We start from the raw sequence: 14,658 nt of genomic DNA on the forward strand, positions 1-14,658 counted from the left end.
CGCTATCATCGCCGAAATCAAGGAGCATCCCCATGTCGCATTCGCCCTGGACCGTGATCGAGACGCAAAGCCTGGCCGACGAGGCCACGCTGGTCGCGGCGCTGGTCGAGCAGACGGGGCTCGACGATGCCGCCCGCGCGCGCATCAGCGCCGCCGGGGCCGACCTTGTGCGCCGCATTCGCACCTCGGCCCGGCCGGGGCTGATGGAGGTGTTTATGGCCGAATACGGCCTTTCGACCGACGAAGGCATCGCGCTGATGTGTCTGGCCGAGGCGCTGCTTCGGGTGCCCGACGCCGACACCATGGATGCGCTGATCGAGGACAAGATCGCCCCGTCCGACTGGGGCCGCCACCTTGGCAAGTCGGCCTCAAGCCTCGTCAACGCCTCGACCTGGGCGCTGCTGCTGACCGGGCGGGTGCTGGAGGAGCGCGAGCCGGGCATCGCGGGCCACCTGCGTGCCGCCGTGAAACGGCTGGGCGAACCGGTGATCCGCAGCGCCGTGTCGCGCGCCATGAAGGAAATGGGCAAGCAGTTCGTGCTGGGCGAAACCATCACCGCCGCCATGCAGCGCGCCACCGAGCTTGAGGCCAAGGGCTACACCTACAGCTACGACATGCTGGGCGAGGCGGCGCGCACCGAAGCCGACGCGCTGCGCTACCATCTGGCCTATTCGCGCGCCATCACCGCGATTGCCGCCGCCTGCACCGGCAGCGACATCCGCGCCAACCCCGGCATCTCGGTCAAGCTGTCGGCGCTGCATCCGCGCTACGAGGTCGCCAAGCGCGACAGGGTGCTGGCCGAACTGGTGCCGCGGGTGCGCGCGCTGGCGGGGCTGGCGAAAGCCGCGGGCCTCGGGTTCAACATCGACGCCGAGGAGGCCGACCGGCTGGCCCTGTCGCTGGAGGTGATCGAGGCCATGCTGCAAGACCCGGCACTGGCCGGGTGGGACGGGTTCGGCGTGGTGGTGCAGGCCTACGGGCGCCGGGCCGGGGCGGTGATCGACTGGCTGCACGCGCTGGCGACACGGCTTGACCGCAAGATCATGGTGCGGCTGGTGAAGGGCGCCTACTGGGATTCCGAGATCAAGCGGGCGCAGGTGCTGGGGTTGAAAAGCTTCCCCGTATTCACCCGCAAGCAGGCGACCGATGTCAGCTACATCGCCAATGCCCGCAAGCTTCTGGGCATGACAGACCGGATCTACCCGCAGTTCGCCACGCACAACGCGCATACCGTTGCGGCGATCCTCGACATGGCCGATGACCCCACGGCCTTCGAGTTCCAGCGCCTGCACGGCATGGGCGAGCGGCTGCATGACATCGTGCTGACCGACCAGGGCACGCGTTGCCGGATCTATGCGCCGGTGGGCGCGCACCGCGACCTGCTGGCCTACCTCGTGCGGCGGCTGCTGGAAAACGGCGCAAACTCCAGCTTCGTCAACCAGATCGTCGACCTGGAGGTGCCGCCCGAAACCGTTGCCGCCTGCCCGCCGACCGCGATCGTGCGGCTGGACCCCACGGCGAATCCCGCGATCCGCACCGGCCCGGCGCTGTTCGGCCGCCGCCGCAACGCGCGCGGGTTCGACCTGACCGCCGCCGCCGATCTGGCCGAGATCGAGGCCGCCCGCGCGCCGCATCTGGCAACGATCTTCGCGGCCGGGCAGGGGCCCGGGGCGCAGGAGGTTCGCAACCCCGCCGACGGTTCCCTGACCGGCCACGTTTGCCCCGCCTCGCCGGAGGACGTTGAGGCCGCACTGGCCGCCGCCCTTCCGTGGCAGGCGACGCCGGCCGAACGCGCCACCACCCTGCGCCTCGCCGCCGACCTCTACGAGGCCGACTTCGGCCGCATCTTCGCCCTGCTGGCCCGCGAGGCCGGAAAAACCCTGTCCGACGCGGTGGGCGAGTTGCGCGAGGCGGTGGATTTCCTGCGGTATTACGCGGCAGAGGGCGAGACCCTGACCGCCCCGCCGCGCGGCACCTTTGCCTGCATCAGCCCGTGGAACTTCCCGCTGGCGATCTTCACCGGCCAGATCGCCGCCGCTCTGGCTGCGGGCAACGCCGTGCTGGCCAAACCCGCCGAACAGACCCCGCTGATCGCAGCACTTGCGGTGGACCTTCTGCACCGCGCCGGCGTGCCCGCAAGCGCGCTGCACCTGCTGCCCGGCGACGGCGCCACGGTCGGCGCGGCGCTGACCCGCGATGCCCGCGTCCATGGCGTCTGCTTCACCGGCTCGACCGAAACCGCCCGGCTGATCCGCGCCGCCATGGCCGACCACCTTGACCCCGCCGCCCCGCTGATCGCCGAAACCGGCGGGCTGAACGCGATGCTGGTCGACAGCACTGCCCTGCTGGAACAGGCGGTGCGCGACATTCTCGCGTCGGCCTTCCAGTCGGCGGGGCAACGCTGCTCGGCCCTGCGCTGCCTCTACGTGCAGGAAGACATCGCCGCGCCGCTGCAGGAGATGCTGTTCGGCGCGATGGATGAACTGGCGCTGGGCGACCCGTGGCAGCTTGCCACCGATGTCGGCCCGGTGATCGACGCCGATGCGCAGGCCGAAATCGCCGCCTATATCGCGGCCGCCCGCGCCGAGGGCCGGGTGCTGAAGGAACTGCCCGCCCCGGCGCCGGGCCATTTCATCCCCCCGACCGTGATCCGCGTCAGCGGCATCGCGCAGATGCCGCGCGAGATATTCGGCCCGGTGCTGCACATCGCCACCTTCCGCAGCACCGACATCGACGCGGTGATCGGTGCCGTCAACGCCACCGGCTACGGGCTGACCTTCGGGCTGCACACGCGGATCGACGACCGGGTGCAGCGCATCGTCGAGGCGATCCGGGTCGGCAACACCTACGTCAACCGCAACCAGATCGGCGCCGTGGTCGGCAGCCAGCCCTTCGGCGGCGAGGGGCTGTCGGGCACCGGCCCCAAGGCGGGCGGCCCGGCTTACCTCGCCCGGTTCTGCGCCGCCCCGGCGCCGCAAAGCACCGCCTCCACTGGCCGCTCAACCGCCGCCGAGGTCCAGGCCGCCCTGACCGCTGCCCGCCCCGGTCCCGCCGCCCTTGCCAGCCACCTGCTGCCCGGCCCGACGGGCGAATCCAACCGCCTGTCGCATTACCCCCGCGACCCGCTGCTCTGCCTCGGCCCCGACAGTGCGGCGCAGGCGCAGGCGGTGCGCGCCCTGGGCGGCCGCGCGGTGGAGGCCCCCGGTCTGGACCCGCAGGCCCTGACCACGCTCACCGGCTTTTCCGGCGCGCTGCACTGGGGCCCCGATGCCCGACCGTTTGCGCAGGCGCTGGCGGCGCGGCCCGGCCCTATCCTGCCGCTGATCGGCGGGCTGCCCGATGCGGCGCATGTCGCGCTGGAACGCCACGTCTGCATCGACACCACCGCCTCGGGCGGCAATGCCCAACTGCTGGCCGAGGTGGCCGCCCCTTGACGCGCCCCCGCGGATCGGAAACGCTGCGCCATGTTTCCGATCCGCGACCACAACCCCTCGGGGCGCACGCCCTATGTGACCTTCGCCCTGATCGCAGCGAATGTCGGCTGGTTCCTGCTCTACTGGCTGGGGGCGGCAAGCGAGAACCAGATCTGGGCGCTGTTCGAAACCCGGGGCCTGATCCCGGCCCGCATCATGGCGGGCGAGGGCTGGGCCACATTCTTCACCGCCATTTTCCTGCACGGCGGCTGGATGCACCTGATTGGCAACATGCTGTTCCTGTGGATCTTCGGAGACAACCTCGAAGACATCATGGGGCACCTGCGCTTCGCGCTGTTCTACCTCGCCTCGGGCATCGCCGCCGCGCTGCTGCAGATCGCGGCGGAGCCTTCGTCGCTGGTGCCGATGGTCGGGGCGTCGGGGGCGATTGCCGGGGTGATGGGCGGCTACCTGCTGCTGTTCCCGAAGGCGCGCGTCGACATCCTGCTGATCTTCATCATCTTCTTCCGGGTCTTCCCGGTGCCCGCCTGGGCGATGCTGGGCCTGTGGTTCGGCCTGCAACTGCTCAACGGCCTCAGCACCCCGTCAGATGGGGGCGGCGTTGCCTACTGGGCGCACGCCGGGGGCTTTGCCGCCGGTCTGATGCTGACGATCCCCTTCTGGCTGTCGCGCGGCGGCCCGGCCTTCTGGCGCCGCACCCACGGCGCCCCGCCGCATCCCGACGCGCAATACCCGCTGGCCAAGAGCGGCGTCCCCCGCGTCCCGCGCCGGAAATAGCCCGTCTCGCTTCTTCTTTTTCCAGATATCCCCGCCGGAGGCCCCGACACCACGGCCAGCACCGCCCCCGAAAGGCGCACTCCGCCGCAAGTCCCTTCTTCTGTTCTCAAATATCCCCGCCGGAGGCTCCACCTTCCCGGCAGACACCGCCGCCGAAAGGCCTACTCCCCGCGGATCACCTTGCGGAAGCCCTCGAACAGCGGCCCGTTGGCGCAGATCACGGCACCCTTTTCCAACGGGTCGTCGCCCTCGCGGATCGCCGAGACGAAGCCGCCGGCCTCGCGCACCAGCAGCATTCCCGCCGCGATGTCCCAGGCCTGGATGCCGCGCTCCCAGTAGCCGTCGTAGCGCCCGGCCGAAACATAGGCCAGATCGAGCGCCGCCGCCCCCCAGCGCCGCACCCCGGCGCAGACCGGCATCAGGCGGGCCAGATCCTGCAGCGTCGCGGGCAGCGTGCCCTTGCCGCCGAAAGGCACGCCGGTCGCGAAGATCGCCTCGTGCATCTGGCGCCGCCCCGAAACCCGCATCCGGCTTTCGTTCATCCAGGCGCCGGCACCCTTTTCGGCCCAGTACATCTCGTCCTTGGCGGCATCGAACACCACGGCAGAGACGATCTCGCCCTTGTGTTCCAGCGCGATCGAAACCGCCCAGTGCGGCAGGCCGTGCAGGAAGTTGGTGGTCCCGTCCAGCGGGTCGACGATCCAGCGCCGGGTCGGGTCGACGCCCGCCGTCTCGCCGGTTTCCTCGCCCAGCCAGCCGTAGGTCGGCCGCGCGCCCAGCAGGTCTTCCTTGATCAACCGTTCCGCCTCGCGGTCGGCCTTGGTCACGAAATCGCCGGGCCCCTTGGTCGAGACCTGAAGGTTCTCCACCTCGCGGAAGTCCTTGACCAGCGCACGCCCCGCCTTGCGGGCCGCCTTGATCATCAGGTTGAGGTTCGCACTGCCTTGCATGAAGGGTCTCCTGACGTTCGGTTCCGGCGGGTCCAGCGCAGGCCTATACGCGCAAGGCCGCAGGATGTGAAGGGGGGCGGATCGGCGGCGCGGCCCGGCGGATCGCCGCCGTCTGCCGCCTTTCCGCAACGTCAACGGGAACAACGCCGGTCCTGTGGCGTTGTGTACGGGTGAGTGGGCAGGGCGATCCATACGCCGGACTGCCCCCGCCAAGGGGAATCATATGTTCACCAAATCCGCTCTTACGGCCGTTATCGCCAGTTTCGTGTTTGTGACTGCTGCTCAGGCCGAAGTCCAGGCGATGGCCGGCACCGACCTGAACCTGCGCGCAGGCCCCGGCCCGATGTACGAAATCCTTGGCGTGATCCCGTCGGCCGCCCCGGTCGCGGTGCTCGGCTGCCTCGAGGCCGCAAGCTGGTGCCAGGTCAGCTATGACGGCAAGCAGGGCTGGGCCTCGGGCGACTACCTGACGGCCATGGTCGAAAACGTCCCCGCCCCGATCTATGTCAACCGTGAAAAGGTTGCCGTCGGCACCGTGACCTATGAAGACACCACCGCTGCGTCCACCGTTGGCGGCGGCACGATGGGTGCGGTTGCGGGCGCGCTGATCGCGGGTCCGATCGGCGCCGCCGTGGGTGCCGTGATCGGTGGCGGCATGGGTGCCGCAGCCGATCCGGGGCCGACCGTTACTTCCTATGTGGTGGCAAACCCGGTCGAGCCGATCTACCTTGACGGCGAAGTGGTGCTGGGTTCGGGCATTCCCGAAGGCGTGACGCTGGCCGAAGTGCCCGACAGCGAGTTCTCCTATGCCTATGTCAACGGCCTTCCCGTGATCGTGGAGCGCAAGCAGCGCCAGGTCGTCTATATCGTGCGCTGAACCGCAGTTCCTGCGATGCGACTGGGCGGCCCGGGAAACCGGGCCGCCTTTTTTCGTGGCGCGGCAGGGCTGCGCCGCGATCAGGCGCTGCGCTCCGGGGCGACCTGCCACGACATCTGGCGCCGGATCATCGGGCTGAGCGCAATCAGCAGGATGCCGATCGACACCAGGCACCAGATTGCCGGGGCTTCGTTGGGGTTGGTGGTCAGGCTGCCCGCCAGCAGCGGGCCGACCAGCGCGTGAAACACCACAAATCGCCACGCGCCATAGAGGAGCGGCAGCAGGAACACCGCCGCCGAATAGGCCGGAAACCCCCAGTGCAGGCCGAACCGCTGCTCGAACGGCACCAGCAGCCCGTTGTAGGGGATGTCCCATGCCAGGTGCCAGTCGCCGCTGACGGTGCAAAGCCGGGCACCGCAGAGCGGCGTGCCGGGCAGGCACTGCCCCGCCCAGGCGAAGGGATAAAGCTGCATCAGCATCACCACCGCCGCTGCGGCGCAGAGGCCGAACACCCACACCCGCATCCGGTCGCGCACCGGCGCGGGCACCAGTTCCATCGCGAAGGCGTTGATGATCAGCGGCTGGAACACGATGTGCAGCATCGACAGCAGCGTGACCGACTGGTTGACCGGGCTGTCGCACTGGTCGATCACCAGATAGCCCGCAAGCTGCAACGCCTCCATCAGGGTGAAATAGGCCAGCGTAAGCGGTATTGCCACCCGTTCCCGGCGGCGCAGGGTGACGAAGGTCGCAAGGGCACCGCCCCCGACCATCGCTGCGGTCACTTCCAGGCCCCAGCACATCGGCGGCATCCCCTGTTCTGATGCCGCGACGATGGGGCAGGCCGCCGCGCAAATCAATCCCTTGCCGCGCTCAGCCGCGTTGCAGCTTTACCGGCTCGCTGCGCCCCAGCCGCAGAAAATGCGCCATGAAGGGCTGCGTCGCATCCTCTTCGCGCGTGGCGGCATAGAGCCGCTTGGTGATGCTGCCCGGCCCCAGCGGGCGGGTGATGTAGTCGGCGTTGGTCTTCACGTCGCGCAGCACCCAGTCGGGCAGCACCGCCACGCCGCGGTTCGAGGCCACCAGCATCAGGATCACCGCCGTCAGTTCCGCCTGCCGGATGCCCCGCGGCTCGACCTTGGCGGGGGTCAGCACCTCGGTGAACACGTCCAGCTTGTCGCGCGCCACGGGATAGGTGATCAGCATCTGGTCGCGGAAATCCTCGGCCACGATCACGTCTTTCGCCGCCAGCGGGTTCGACGCGGCGGCGACGAACATCGGGTGATAGTCGAACAGCGGGTTGAAGATCACCCCCTCCAGCCGCACCGGATCGGAGGAAATCACCAGATCGACCTCCTCGCGCAGCAGGGCGGGCAGCGCCTCGAACGCAAGCCCCGCGCGGATGTCGACATCGACATCCGGCCAGGCGCGGCGGAACTGTTCCAGCACCGGGAACAGCCAGTCGAAACAGGCGTGGCATTCGATGGCGATGTGCAGCCGCCCGGTCTTGCCCGATTGCAGCGCCTTGAACTCCTCGGCCAGCGCGTCGATCTCGGGCAGGACGCGCTCGGCCAGCCGCAGCATCCGGATGCCCGCCGCCGACAGCTTCAGGGGTTTGGAGCGGCGCACGAACAGCTCGATTCCCGCCTGATCCTCCAGCCCCTTGACCTGATGGCTCAGCGCCGACTGCGTCATGTTCAGCATGTCTGCGGCGCGGGCAAGGCCGCCCGCGTGATGAATGGCGCGGATGGTGCGCAGGTGACGCAGTTCGAGGTGCATCTGGGGGTCATCCTCATAATGATGATGCGAATTATGAATTTGTCTCACATGGGAGAATCTGGGACAAGGGGCCAACAGCAGGAGACCGCCATGACCACGCCCCGTATTTCCTTCGAATTCTTCCCGCCGCAAACGCTGGAGGCGTCTTTCCGGCTGTGGGAAACGGTGCAGATGCTGGCGCCGCTGAAGCCTGCGTTTTCCTCGGTGACCTATGGCGCCGGCGGCACCACCCGCAAGCTGACGCACGAGGCGGTGACGACCATCGGCAAGCATTACGGGCTGAACGTGGCGGCGCACCTGACCTGTGTCGATGCCACCCGCGCCGAAACCCTTGAAATCGCGGCCGCCTATGCCGCCGAGGGCGTGACCGAGATCGTGGCCCTGCGCGGCGATGCGCCCAAGGGCGCCACCCGCTTCACCCCGCACCCCGAAGGCTTTGCCAGTTCGGTCGAGCTGATCGAGGCGCTGGCCGCGACCGGCAACTTCACCCTGCGGGTCGGCGCCTACCCCGAACCGCATCCCGATGCCGCCGACACACTGGCCGACGTGCGCTGGCTGAAGCGCAAGATCGACGCCGGTGCGACCAGCGCCATCACGCAGTTCTTCTTCGAGGCCGAAACCTTCCTGCGCTTCCGCGACCTCTGCGTGAAGGAAGGCATCTCCGCGACCATCATTCCGGGCATCCTGCCGATCGAGAACTGGGCCGGGGTGAAGAAATTCGCCGCCCGCTGCGGCACGCAGGTGCCGCACTGGCTCGACGAGGCCTTCGCCGCCGCCAAACGTGACGGGCGCGAGGATCTGCTGTCGGTCGCGCTCTGCACCGAGCTTTGCGACACGCTGATCGGTGAAGGGGTGGAGGATCTGCACTTCTACACCCTGAACCGGCCGCACCTGACCCGCGATGTCTGCCATGCGCTGGGCATCATGCCGGAAGTGGCGCTGCAGGACGTGGCTCTGCAAGACGGGGCTCTGGAAAAGGTCGCCTGATCCGCGCTTGTTCCGGGGGCCGGATCGGCTAAGGTCACGGCGACCCCCGGCAACAGGACGCAATCAGTGCCAGACCCGATCTACCTTCTGAACGGCCCCAACCTGAACCTTCTGGGCCAGCGCCAGCCCGAGGTTTACGGGCACGAAACGCTGGCCGACGTGGAGGCCACCTGCACGGCGCTGGCCGCCGAGCTTGGCCTGCGCCTGCGCTGCAATCAGTCGAACCACGAAGGGGTGCTGATCGACCTGATCCACGAGGCGCGGGGGCAGGGGGCCGGGATCATCATCAACCCCGGCGCCTTCACCCATACCTCGGTCGCGATTCTGGATGCGCTTAACGCCTTCGACGGCCCGGTGCTGGAGGTTCACATCTCGAACGTCCACAAGCGCGAGGCGTTCCGCCACCATTCTTACGTCAGCCTGCGGGCCGAAGGCGTGATCGCGGGCTTCGGCACCGAAGGCTACCTGCTGGCGCTGCGGCGGATGGCGACGCTGCTGGGCGCATCTGCCGGGGCGGTGGCGACATGACGCTGCCGGTCAACCCTTTCAAACGCGCACTGGCCGAGGGGCGGCAACAGATCGGCCTGTGGAACTCGCTGCCAGGCGGCACGGTGGCCGAGGCGCTGGCAGGCTGCGGCTTCGACTGGGTGGTGATCGACACCGAACATGCGGTGACCGACATTCCCGACACGCTGGGCATGTTGCAGGCGATGGCGCCCTATCCGGTGTCGCCGGTGGTGCGGCCGGCCAGCAACGACCCGGTGCTGATCAAGCGGCTGCTCGACCTTGGCGCGCAGACGCTGATCGTGCCTTACGTGCAATCGGCCGACGAGGCGCGTGCCGCCGTTGCCGCGATGCGCTATGCGCCGCGCGGCATCCGGGGCGTGGCGGGCATGACCCGCGCCAGCCGCTTCGGTGCCGTGGCAGACTATGCCCGGCGGGCGGAGGAGGAGCTGTGCCTGATCGTGCAGGTCGAGACCGCCGAGGCACTGGGGCAGATCGAGCAGATCGCGGCGGTCGACGGGGTGCACGGGCTGTTCATCGGCCCGGCCGATCTGGCAGCCTCGATGGGGCATCCCGGCGAGACCGGCCACCCGGCGGTGGTCGCCGCCATCGAGGACGCCATCCGCCGCATCGTCGCCGCGGGCAAGCCTGCGGGCATCCTGACGCTGGACGCCGCATTCGCCCGGCGCTGCATCGGCTGGGGCACGCGCTTCACGGCCGTGGGGATGGACATTGCCCTGCTGGTCAACGGCGCGCGGGGCCTCGCGGCCGCGTTCCGCGACGCCTGAGGGCGGGGTGGCGGCGCGGGCGGAGCCTCCGGCGGGGATATTTGGGCCAAGATGAATGGGGACAGGGTGGATCGTGGGGCGGACCGGTTCCGGGTGCCGCAGGCTGCGGGGCCGGCGCGCGCGGTGATTGCCGACCGGCCGGGTCGGGCCGCATTGCAGGCCGTGGGGGCTGCGGTGGCGGCCGGGCTGTGCTTTCGGGTGGGCGGCGACGGGCTGCCTGCACCGGAGACGCGGGCGGGGTTGCCGATGTTCGAGACGCTGACCTCTGGCACCTCTGGCACCCCGCGGCGGATCCGGCGCAGCCAGGCGTCGTGGATCGCCAGTTTCGCGGTGAATGCCGGGTTGTTCGGCATCGGGCCGGGGGTGCGGGTGGCGGTGCTGGGGCGGCTGTCGCAGTCGCTGGCGCTTTATGGCGCGGTGGAGGCGCTGCATCTGGGGGCGGGGCTGGCGTTGCTTGACGGGCTGCGCCCCGACCGGCAGCGGGCGGCACTGGCCGGTGCGGGCGTGCTCTACGCGACGCCGACCCAGCTGCGCCTGCTGATCGAGGCGGGCGGGCCGCCGCTGACCGATCTGCGCTTCGTGCTGGTGGGGGGCGCGGCGCTCGATGCCGCGACCCGTGCGGGGGTGGCGGCGATCTGCCCCGCTGCAGCGATCCGGGAGTTTTACGGCGCCGCAGAGGCCAGTTTCGTGACGCTGGCGGATGGGGATGCGCCGGAAGGCTCGGTCGGGCGGGTCTATCCGGGCGTGTCGCTGTGCCTGCGCGATGCGGCAGGGGCGGCAGTGGCCGAGGGGCAGCGCGGGCAGATCTGGCTGCGCAGCCCCTATGTGTTTCAGGGCTACGGCGTGCCGGAACCGGGCGGTGCCGAGTGGCGCGACGGCTGGCTGACGGTCGGCGAATGGGGTTGGCTGCGGGACGGGTATCTGCATCTGGCGGGCCGGGCGGGGCGGATGGTGACGGTGGCCGACGAGAACGTGTTCCCCGAGGAGATCGAGATCTTTCTGGCGGGCCTGCCCGGCGTGGCCCGGGTGGCGGTGCTGCCGCGCCCCGACCCGCGGCGCGGCCATGTGCTCGACGCGGTGCTGCTGGGCGATCCGGCACAGGGGCCGGCGATTCTGGCGGCGGCGCGGGCGCGCTTCGGCCCGCTGAAGGCGCCGCGCTGCCTGCACTGGCGGGGTGACTGGCCGCTGCTGCCTTCGGGCAAGACCGATCTTGCGGCGCTGGCGGCGGGGCTGTGACCGCCTTTGTCATCGCCGCGCGGCGCACGCCGGTGATGCCGCATGGCGGGGCCTATGCCGCGCTGTCGCTGGCCGATCTTGCGGCGCCGGTGCTGCGGACCTGTCTGGCCGATGCCGGGATCGAGGCGGGGCAGGTGGATGAACTCGTGCTGTCGAACGCGCTGGGGGCCGGGGGAAACCCGGCGCGGCTGGTGGCGCTGGCGGCGGGGCTGCCCGAGGCGGTGGCGGGGCTGAGCATCGACCGGCAATGCGCCGGGGGCCTTGACGCGCTGCTGCTGGCGCGGGCGCTGGTGGTCAGCGGGCAGGCCGAGGTGGTGCTGGCGGGCGGGGTGGAAAGCTGGTCGCGCCGGCCCTTGCGACAGCGCACCGATCCGGCGGGCGGGCCTGCGGTGCCCTATGACGCGCCGCCCTTCACGCCCTGGCCCGAGCGTGACCCGTCGATGCTGGCAGCGGCGGCGGCGCTGGCCGATGCGCTGGGGATCGGGCGCGAGGCGCAGGACGGCTGGGCGGTGGCGAGCCACGCAAGGGCACTGGCGGCGCGCGACCGGATGCGGGCCGAGATCGTGCCGCTGCTGGGGCAGGACGCCGACGGGTTCACCCGGGTGCTGACCCCGGCGCTGGCCGCCCGGGCGCGGCCCCTGGCGGGCAGCATCACCCCCGCCAATGCCGCCGTGGCGGCGGACGGGGCGGCGTTCTGCCTGGTGGTCTCGGCGCGAATCGCGGCACAGGCGCCGCGCGCGTTGCGGATCGCGGGCGGGGCGAGCCTTGGCGGGCGGCCCGAGGCGCCAGGGCTGGCCCCGGTGGCCGCCATCGCGCGGGTGCTGGGGCGGGCGGAGGTGTTGCCGCACAGCCTGACCTGCGCCGAGGTCATGGAGGCTTATGCCGTGCAGGCAATCGCCTGCGTGCAGGGCGCGGGGCTGGACCCGGCGCGGGCCAACGCAGGGGGCGGGGCGCTGGCGCGGGGCCACCCGATCGGCGCCTCGGGTGCGGTGCTGGCGGTGCGGCTGTTCCATGACCTCGGTGCGGGCCACGGGCTTGCCGCGATTGCCGCGGCGGGCGGCATCGGCACCGCACTGCTGCTGGAGGCGTGACGCCTCAGGGCCGCGACAGAACCGCGCCGGGGCGCACCTGCGCCAGCCCGCGGGTCAGGGCGGCGGTGATGCCGGCCTTGATCAGGTCGCCCGCGAGGAATGGCGTGGCCAGTGCCGCCGCCTCGACCCAGGTCTTGCCCAGCACCAGCGACATGCCGGTGATGCCGAACAGATAAAGCACCGCGATGCCGCCGAACACCGCGCCCACGAAGGACGCCACCGCGATCGGCGCCTTCCAGCGTTCGACGATCAGTCCGATGACGAAGGCCGCAACCGGGAAGCCGATCAGGAACCCCACCGACGGCCCGGCGAATACGCCCAGCCCGCCGCGCCCGCCCGACAGCAGCGGCAGCCCCAGCGCCACCAGCAGCAGGAACAGCACCACCGCCAGTGCGCCGCGCCGCGCCCCCAGCACGGTGCCGCAGAGCATGACCCCCATCGACTGCGCCGTGATCGGTACGCCCGACATCAGCGTGATCTGCGGCACCAGCCCCAGCACGGCGATCAGCGCGGCAAACAGCGCGATATGGGTGACGTTGCGTTCCATTCCACTCTCCTTCTACAATCCGCCGCGTGCCCGCAGGGCCTCGGCCACATGATCGGCATCGTCGAGCGCCAGCAGCGTCACCGGCAGCACGACGCGCCAGGTGGCGCGGGTCGGGCTGCGGGCGTGCCAAGCCTCGATCAACTGGCCGGTGCGCTGCATAAGCACCGGGGTGAAGCGGATTACAAGCGCGATTGCCACCGCCAGCACGCGCGGGCTGAGGCCGATCCGCGCAAGGGGGCGGGCAGCGCGTTCCACCACCGCGATCAGGTCGTCAAGCCGCGTCGTCATCGTCACCAGATTGGCCAGCGCAACGGCGGTCACGAGCTTCAGCCCGATGCCCGCCCCCGCCGCAATCTCGCCGGTCCAGCCGTGCCAGAGCGCCAGCACCAGCAGGAACGGCCAGAGCGGGCGCAGCATCGCCGCACCATGCCGGGCAAAGCGCAGGCCGAAGGCGGCGTAAAGCGCGGCGGTCAGCGCGGCAGCCAGCGCGATGGCTGCAAGGTTCGACAGCGGCACCAGCAGCAGCGTGGCCCCGGCCAGCGCCACCAGCTTCGCCCCGGCGGGCAGGCGGTGCAGCGGGGTCTCAACCGGCGAGGTCAGCGTCAGCATCGGCGTCCCCCAGGCGGGCCATCTCGGCGGTGAAGGCGGGCAGGACGGCGGCGGGGGCGGCGTCGGCCCGGATGCGGCCCGCCTCCAGCCACAGGACGCGGTCGTAGCCCGCCAGCGCCGCCGGGTCGTGGGTGATGGTCACCAGCCGCTGCGGCAGGGCACTCAGGGCGCGCCCCAGCCGGATCTGGGTCGGCAGGTCAAGCCCGGCGAAGGGCTCGTCCAGCAGGATCGTCGCGGGTTCCATCGCCAGCACCGCCAGCAGGCACAGGAAATGCCGCTGGCCCTGGCTCAGGCTGGCGACCGACGCAGTGGCCCAATGGCTGCGGCCCTGCGCGGCGAGTGTGGCGCGCGCGAGGGCGCGGGCCTCGGCGTCGCTGCGGCCCTGCTGGCGCAGGCCGAAGGCCAGTTCTTCCTCGACGGTGGGAAAGATGATCTGGTGATCTGGGTTCTGGAACAGGATGCCCAGCCGCGACAGGATGCCCTTGCGGTCGCGCGCCGGGTCGATGCCATCCACCAGAACCGAGCCGGTCGCGGCCGGGATCAGACCCGCGATCAGGCGCAGCAGCGTGGTCTTGCCCGAGCCGTTGCGGCCCAGGATGCCGATCCGGCGCTCGGTCAGGGTCAGGCTCAGGTCATGCAGGACGGCCTTGCCCGCAAGACTGACGCCCGCAGATTGCAGCACGATGCCGGTGGAGGCGAGGGAGGCGGGCATCGGGGGCCTTGGGTTGTCGCGGGCTGGGGCCTTTTAGCGCCTGCCGGGGGGGCTGCCAAGTGGGCTGTGCACGCGATTGCGCGTCGCGCGTGAACCCGACCCCGAAGCCCGAAGGACGCGGCCCCGCGCAGGCTCGGGATCTCCGGCGTGATCCGGCCCGGCGCGATCAGCGCCATTCTCTTTCGAGGTTTCGCAACCCGAACCTGCTCCGGAAATCGACGATGGCCGCCAGCGCGTCCATCGGCCGCGTGGGTTCCGCTGCGGCGGGGCGCAGCGCGCGGCCACCCGCTCCACCACCTGCCGCGATACGGCCTGGCCCGATGACGCGGCCATCCTGTCGGGTCTGGCCGTGTCGATCAACGGTGGT

At 70.6% G+C, this 14,658-nt stretch carries 15 protein-coding genes; 8 read left to right on the top strand and 7 right to left on the bottom strand.

The window, feature by feature from the left end; all coding sequences use genetic code 11:
* Positions 1-32: 32 nt before the first annotated feature.
* Together putA and RNZ50_25925 are read left to right on the top strand one after the other, a co-directional pair.
* Positions 33-3,434: a bifunctional proline dehydrogenase/L-glutamate gamma-semialdehyde dehydrogenase PutA gene (putA, locus tag RNZ50_25920; GenBank protein MDT8858401.1), complete on the top strand. Its 3,402-nt coding sequence runs from the start codon at positions 33-35 to the stop codon at positions 3,432-3,434.
* Positions 3,435-3,464: 30 nt separating this feature from the next.
* Entirely contained in the window at positions 3,465-4,211 is a 747-nt protein-coding gene (locus tag RNZ50_25925; GenBank protein MDT8858402.1) for a rhomboid family intramembrane serine protease, read from the top strand.
* A gap of 161 nt (positions 4,212-4,372) precedes the next feature.
* On the opposite strand, the gene RNZ50_25930 is transcribed toward RNZ50_25925, so the two are convergent.
* On the bottom strand, positions 4,373-5,161 hold the full coding sequence (locus RNZ50_25930) for an inositol monophosphatase family protein (GenBank protein MDT8858403.1): 789 nt from the start codon (positions 5,159-5,161) through the stop codon (positions 4,373-4,375).
* A 223-nt stretch (positions 5,162-5,384) separates the two neighbouring features.
* Here RNZ50_25930 and RNZ50_25935 point away from each other — a divergent pair, with 223 nt between their 5' ends.
* Positions 5,385-6,038 (top strand): DUF1236 domain-containing protein, encoded by a 654-nt coding sequence (locus tag RNZ50_25935; protein ID MDT8858404.1) that lies wholly within the window; start codon positions 5,385-5,387, stop codon positions 6,036-6,038.
* Between the two features lie 80 nt (positions 6,039-6,118).
* On the opposite strand, the gene RNZ50_25940 is transcribed toward RNZ50_25935, so the two are convergent.
* Both RNZ50_25940 and RNZ50_25945 read right to left on the bottom strand, forming a co-directional pair.
* The gene (locus tag RNZ50_25940; protein MDT8858405.1) at positions 6,119-6,841 is read right to left on the bottom strand and encodes a DUF5765 domain-containing protein; all 723 of its coding nucleotides are present in this window, start codon (positions 6,839-6,841) and stop codon (positions 6,119-6,121) included.
* 70 nt (positions 6,842-6,911) lie between these two features.
* Entirely contained in the window at positions 6,912-7,817 is a 906-nt protein-coding gene (locus RNZ50_25945) for a LysR substrate-binding domain-containing protein (protein ID MDT8858406.1), read from the bottom strand.
* 90 nt (positions 7,818-7,907) lie between these two features.
* Between RNZ50_25945 and metF the strand changes: the two genes are divergently transcribed.
* The 5 genes from metF to RNZ50_25970 all read left to right on the top strand — a co-directional run bounded on the left by metF (position 7,908) and on the right by RNZ50_25970 (position 12,423).
* Positions 7,908-8,804, top strand: coding sequence for a methylenetetrahydrofolate reductase [NAD(P)H] (gene metF, locus RNZ50_25950; protein MDT8858407.1), 897 nt, complete (start codon positions 7,908-7,910; stop codon positions 8,802-8,804).
* 66 nt (positions 8,805-8,870) lie between these two features.
* A complete protein-coding gene (gene aroQ, locus RNZ50_25955; GenBank protein MDT8858408.1) occupies positions 8,871-9,332 on the top strand; it encodes a type II 3-dehydroquinate dehydratase in 462 nt (153 codons plus the stop codon).
* Positions 9,329-10,096: an aldolase/citrate lyase family protein gene (locus tag RNZ50_25960; GenBank protein MDT8858409.1), complete on the top strand. Its 768-nt coding sequence runs from the start codon at positions 9,329-9,331 to the stop codon at positions 10,094-10,096. The genes aroQ and RNZ50_25960 overlap by 4 nt, the downstream gene beginning before the upstream one ends.
* 51 nt (positions 10,097-10,147) lie before the next feature.
* Positions 10,148-11,332: an AMP-binding protein gene (locus RNZ50_25965; GenBank protein MDT8858410.1), complete on the top strand. Its 1,185-nt coding sequence runs from the start codon at positions 10,148-10,150 to the stop codon at positions 11,330-11,332.
* Positions 11,329-12,423, top strand: a complete 1,095-nt coding sequence (locus tag RNZ50_25970; protein ID MDT8858411.1) for an acetyl-CoA C-acyltransferase — start codon at positions 11,329-11,331, stop codon at positions 12,421-12,423. The genes RNZ50_25965 and RNZ50_25970 overlap by 4 nt, the downstream gene beginning before the upstream one ends.
* A gap of 4 nt (positions 12,424-12,427) precedes the next feature.
* On the opposite strand, the gene RNZ50_25975 is transcribed toward RNZ50_25970, so the two are convergent.
* The 4 genes from RNZ50_25975 to RNZ50_25990 all read right to left on the bottom strand — a co-directional run.
* Positions 12,428-12,970, bottom strand: coding sequence for a biotin transporter BioY (locus RNZ50_25975; protein MDT8858412.1), 543 nt, complete (start codon positions 12,968-12,970; stop codon positions 12,428-12,430).
* 12 nt (positions 12,971-12,982) lie between these two features.
* The gene (locus RNZ50_25980; protein ID MDT8858413.1) at positions 12,983-13,579 is read right to left on the bottom strand and encodes an energy-coupling factor transporter transmembrane component T; all 597 of its coding nucleotides are present in this window, start codon (positions 13,577-13,579) and stop codon (positions 12,983-12,985) included.
* The gene (locus RNZ50_25985; protein MDT8858414.1) at positions 13,554-14,291 is read right to left on the bottom strand and encodes an ABC transporter ATP-binding protein; all 738 of its coding nucleotides are present in this window, start codon (positions 14,289-14,291) and stop codon (positions 13,554-13,556) included. The genes RNZ50_25980 and RNZ50_25985 overlap by 26 nt, the downstream gene beginning before the upstream one ends.
* Positions 14,292-14,457: 166 nt before the next feature.
* On the bottom strand, positions 14,458-14,658 hold a 201-nt coding region (locus RNZ50_25990; GenBank protein ID MDT8858415.1), incomplete at its 5' end, for a hypothetical protein.

This window comes from Paracoccaceae bacterium Fryx2 (genome assembly GCA_032334235.1).
GTDB lineage: Bacteria > Pseudomonadota > Alphaproteobacteria > Rhodobacterales > Rhodobacteraceae > JAVSGI01.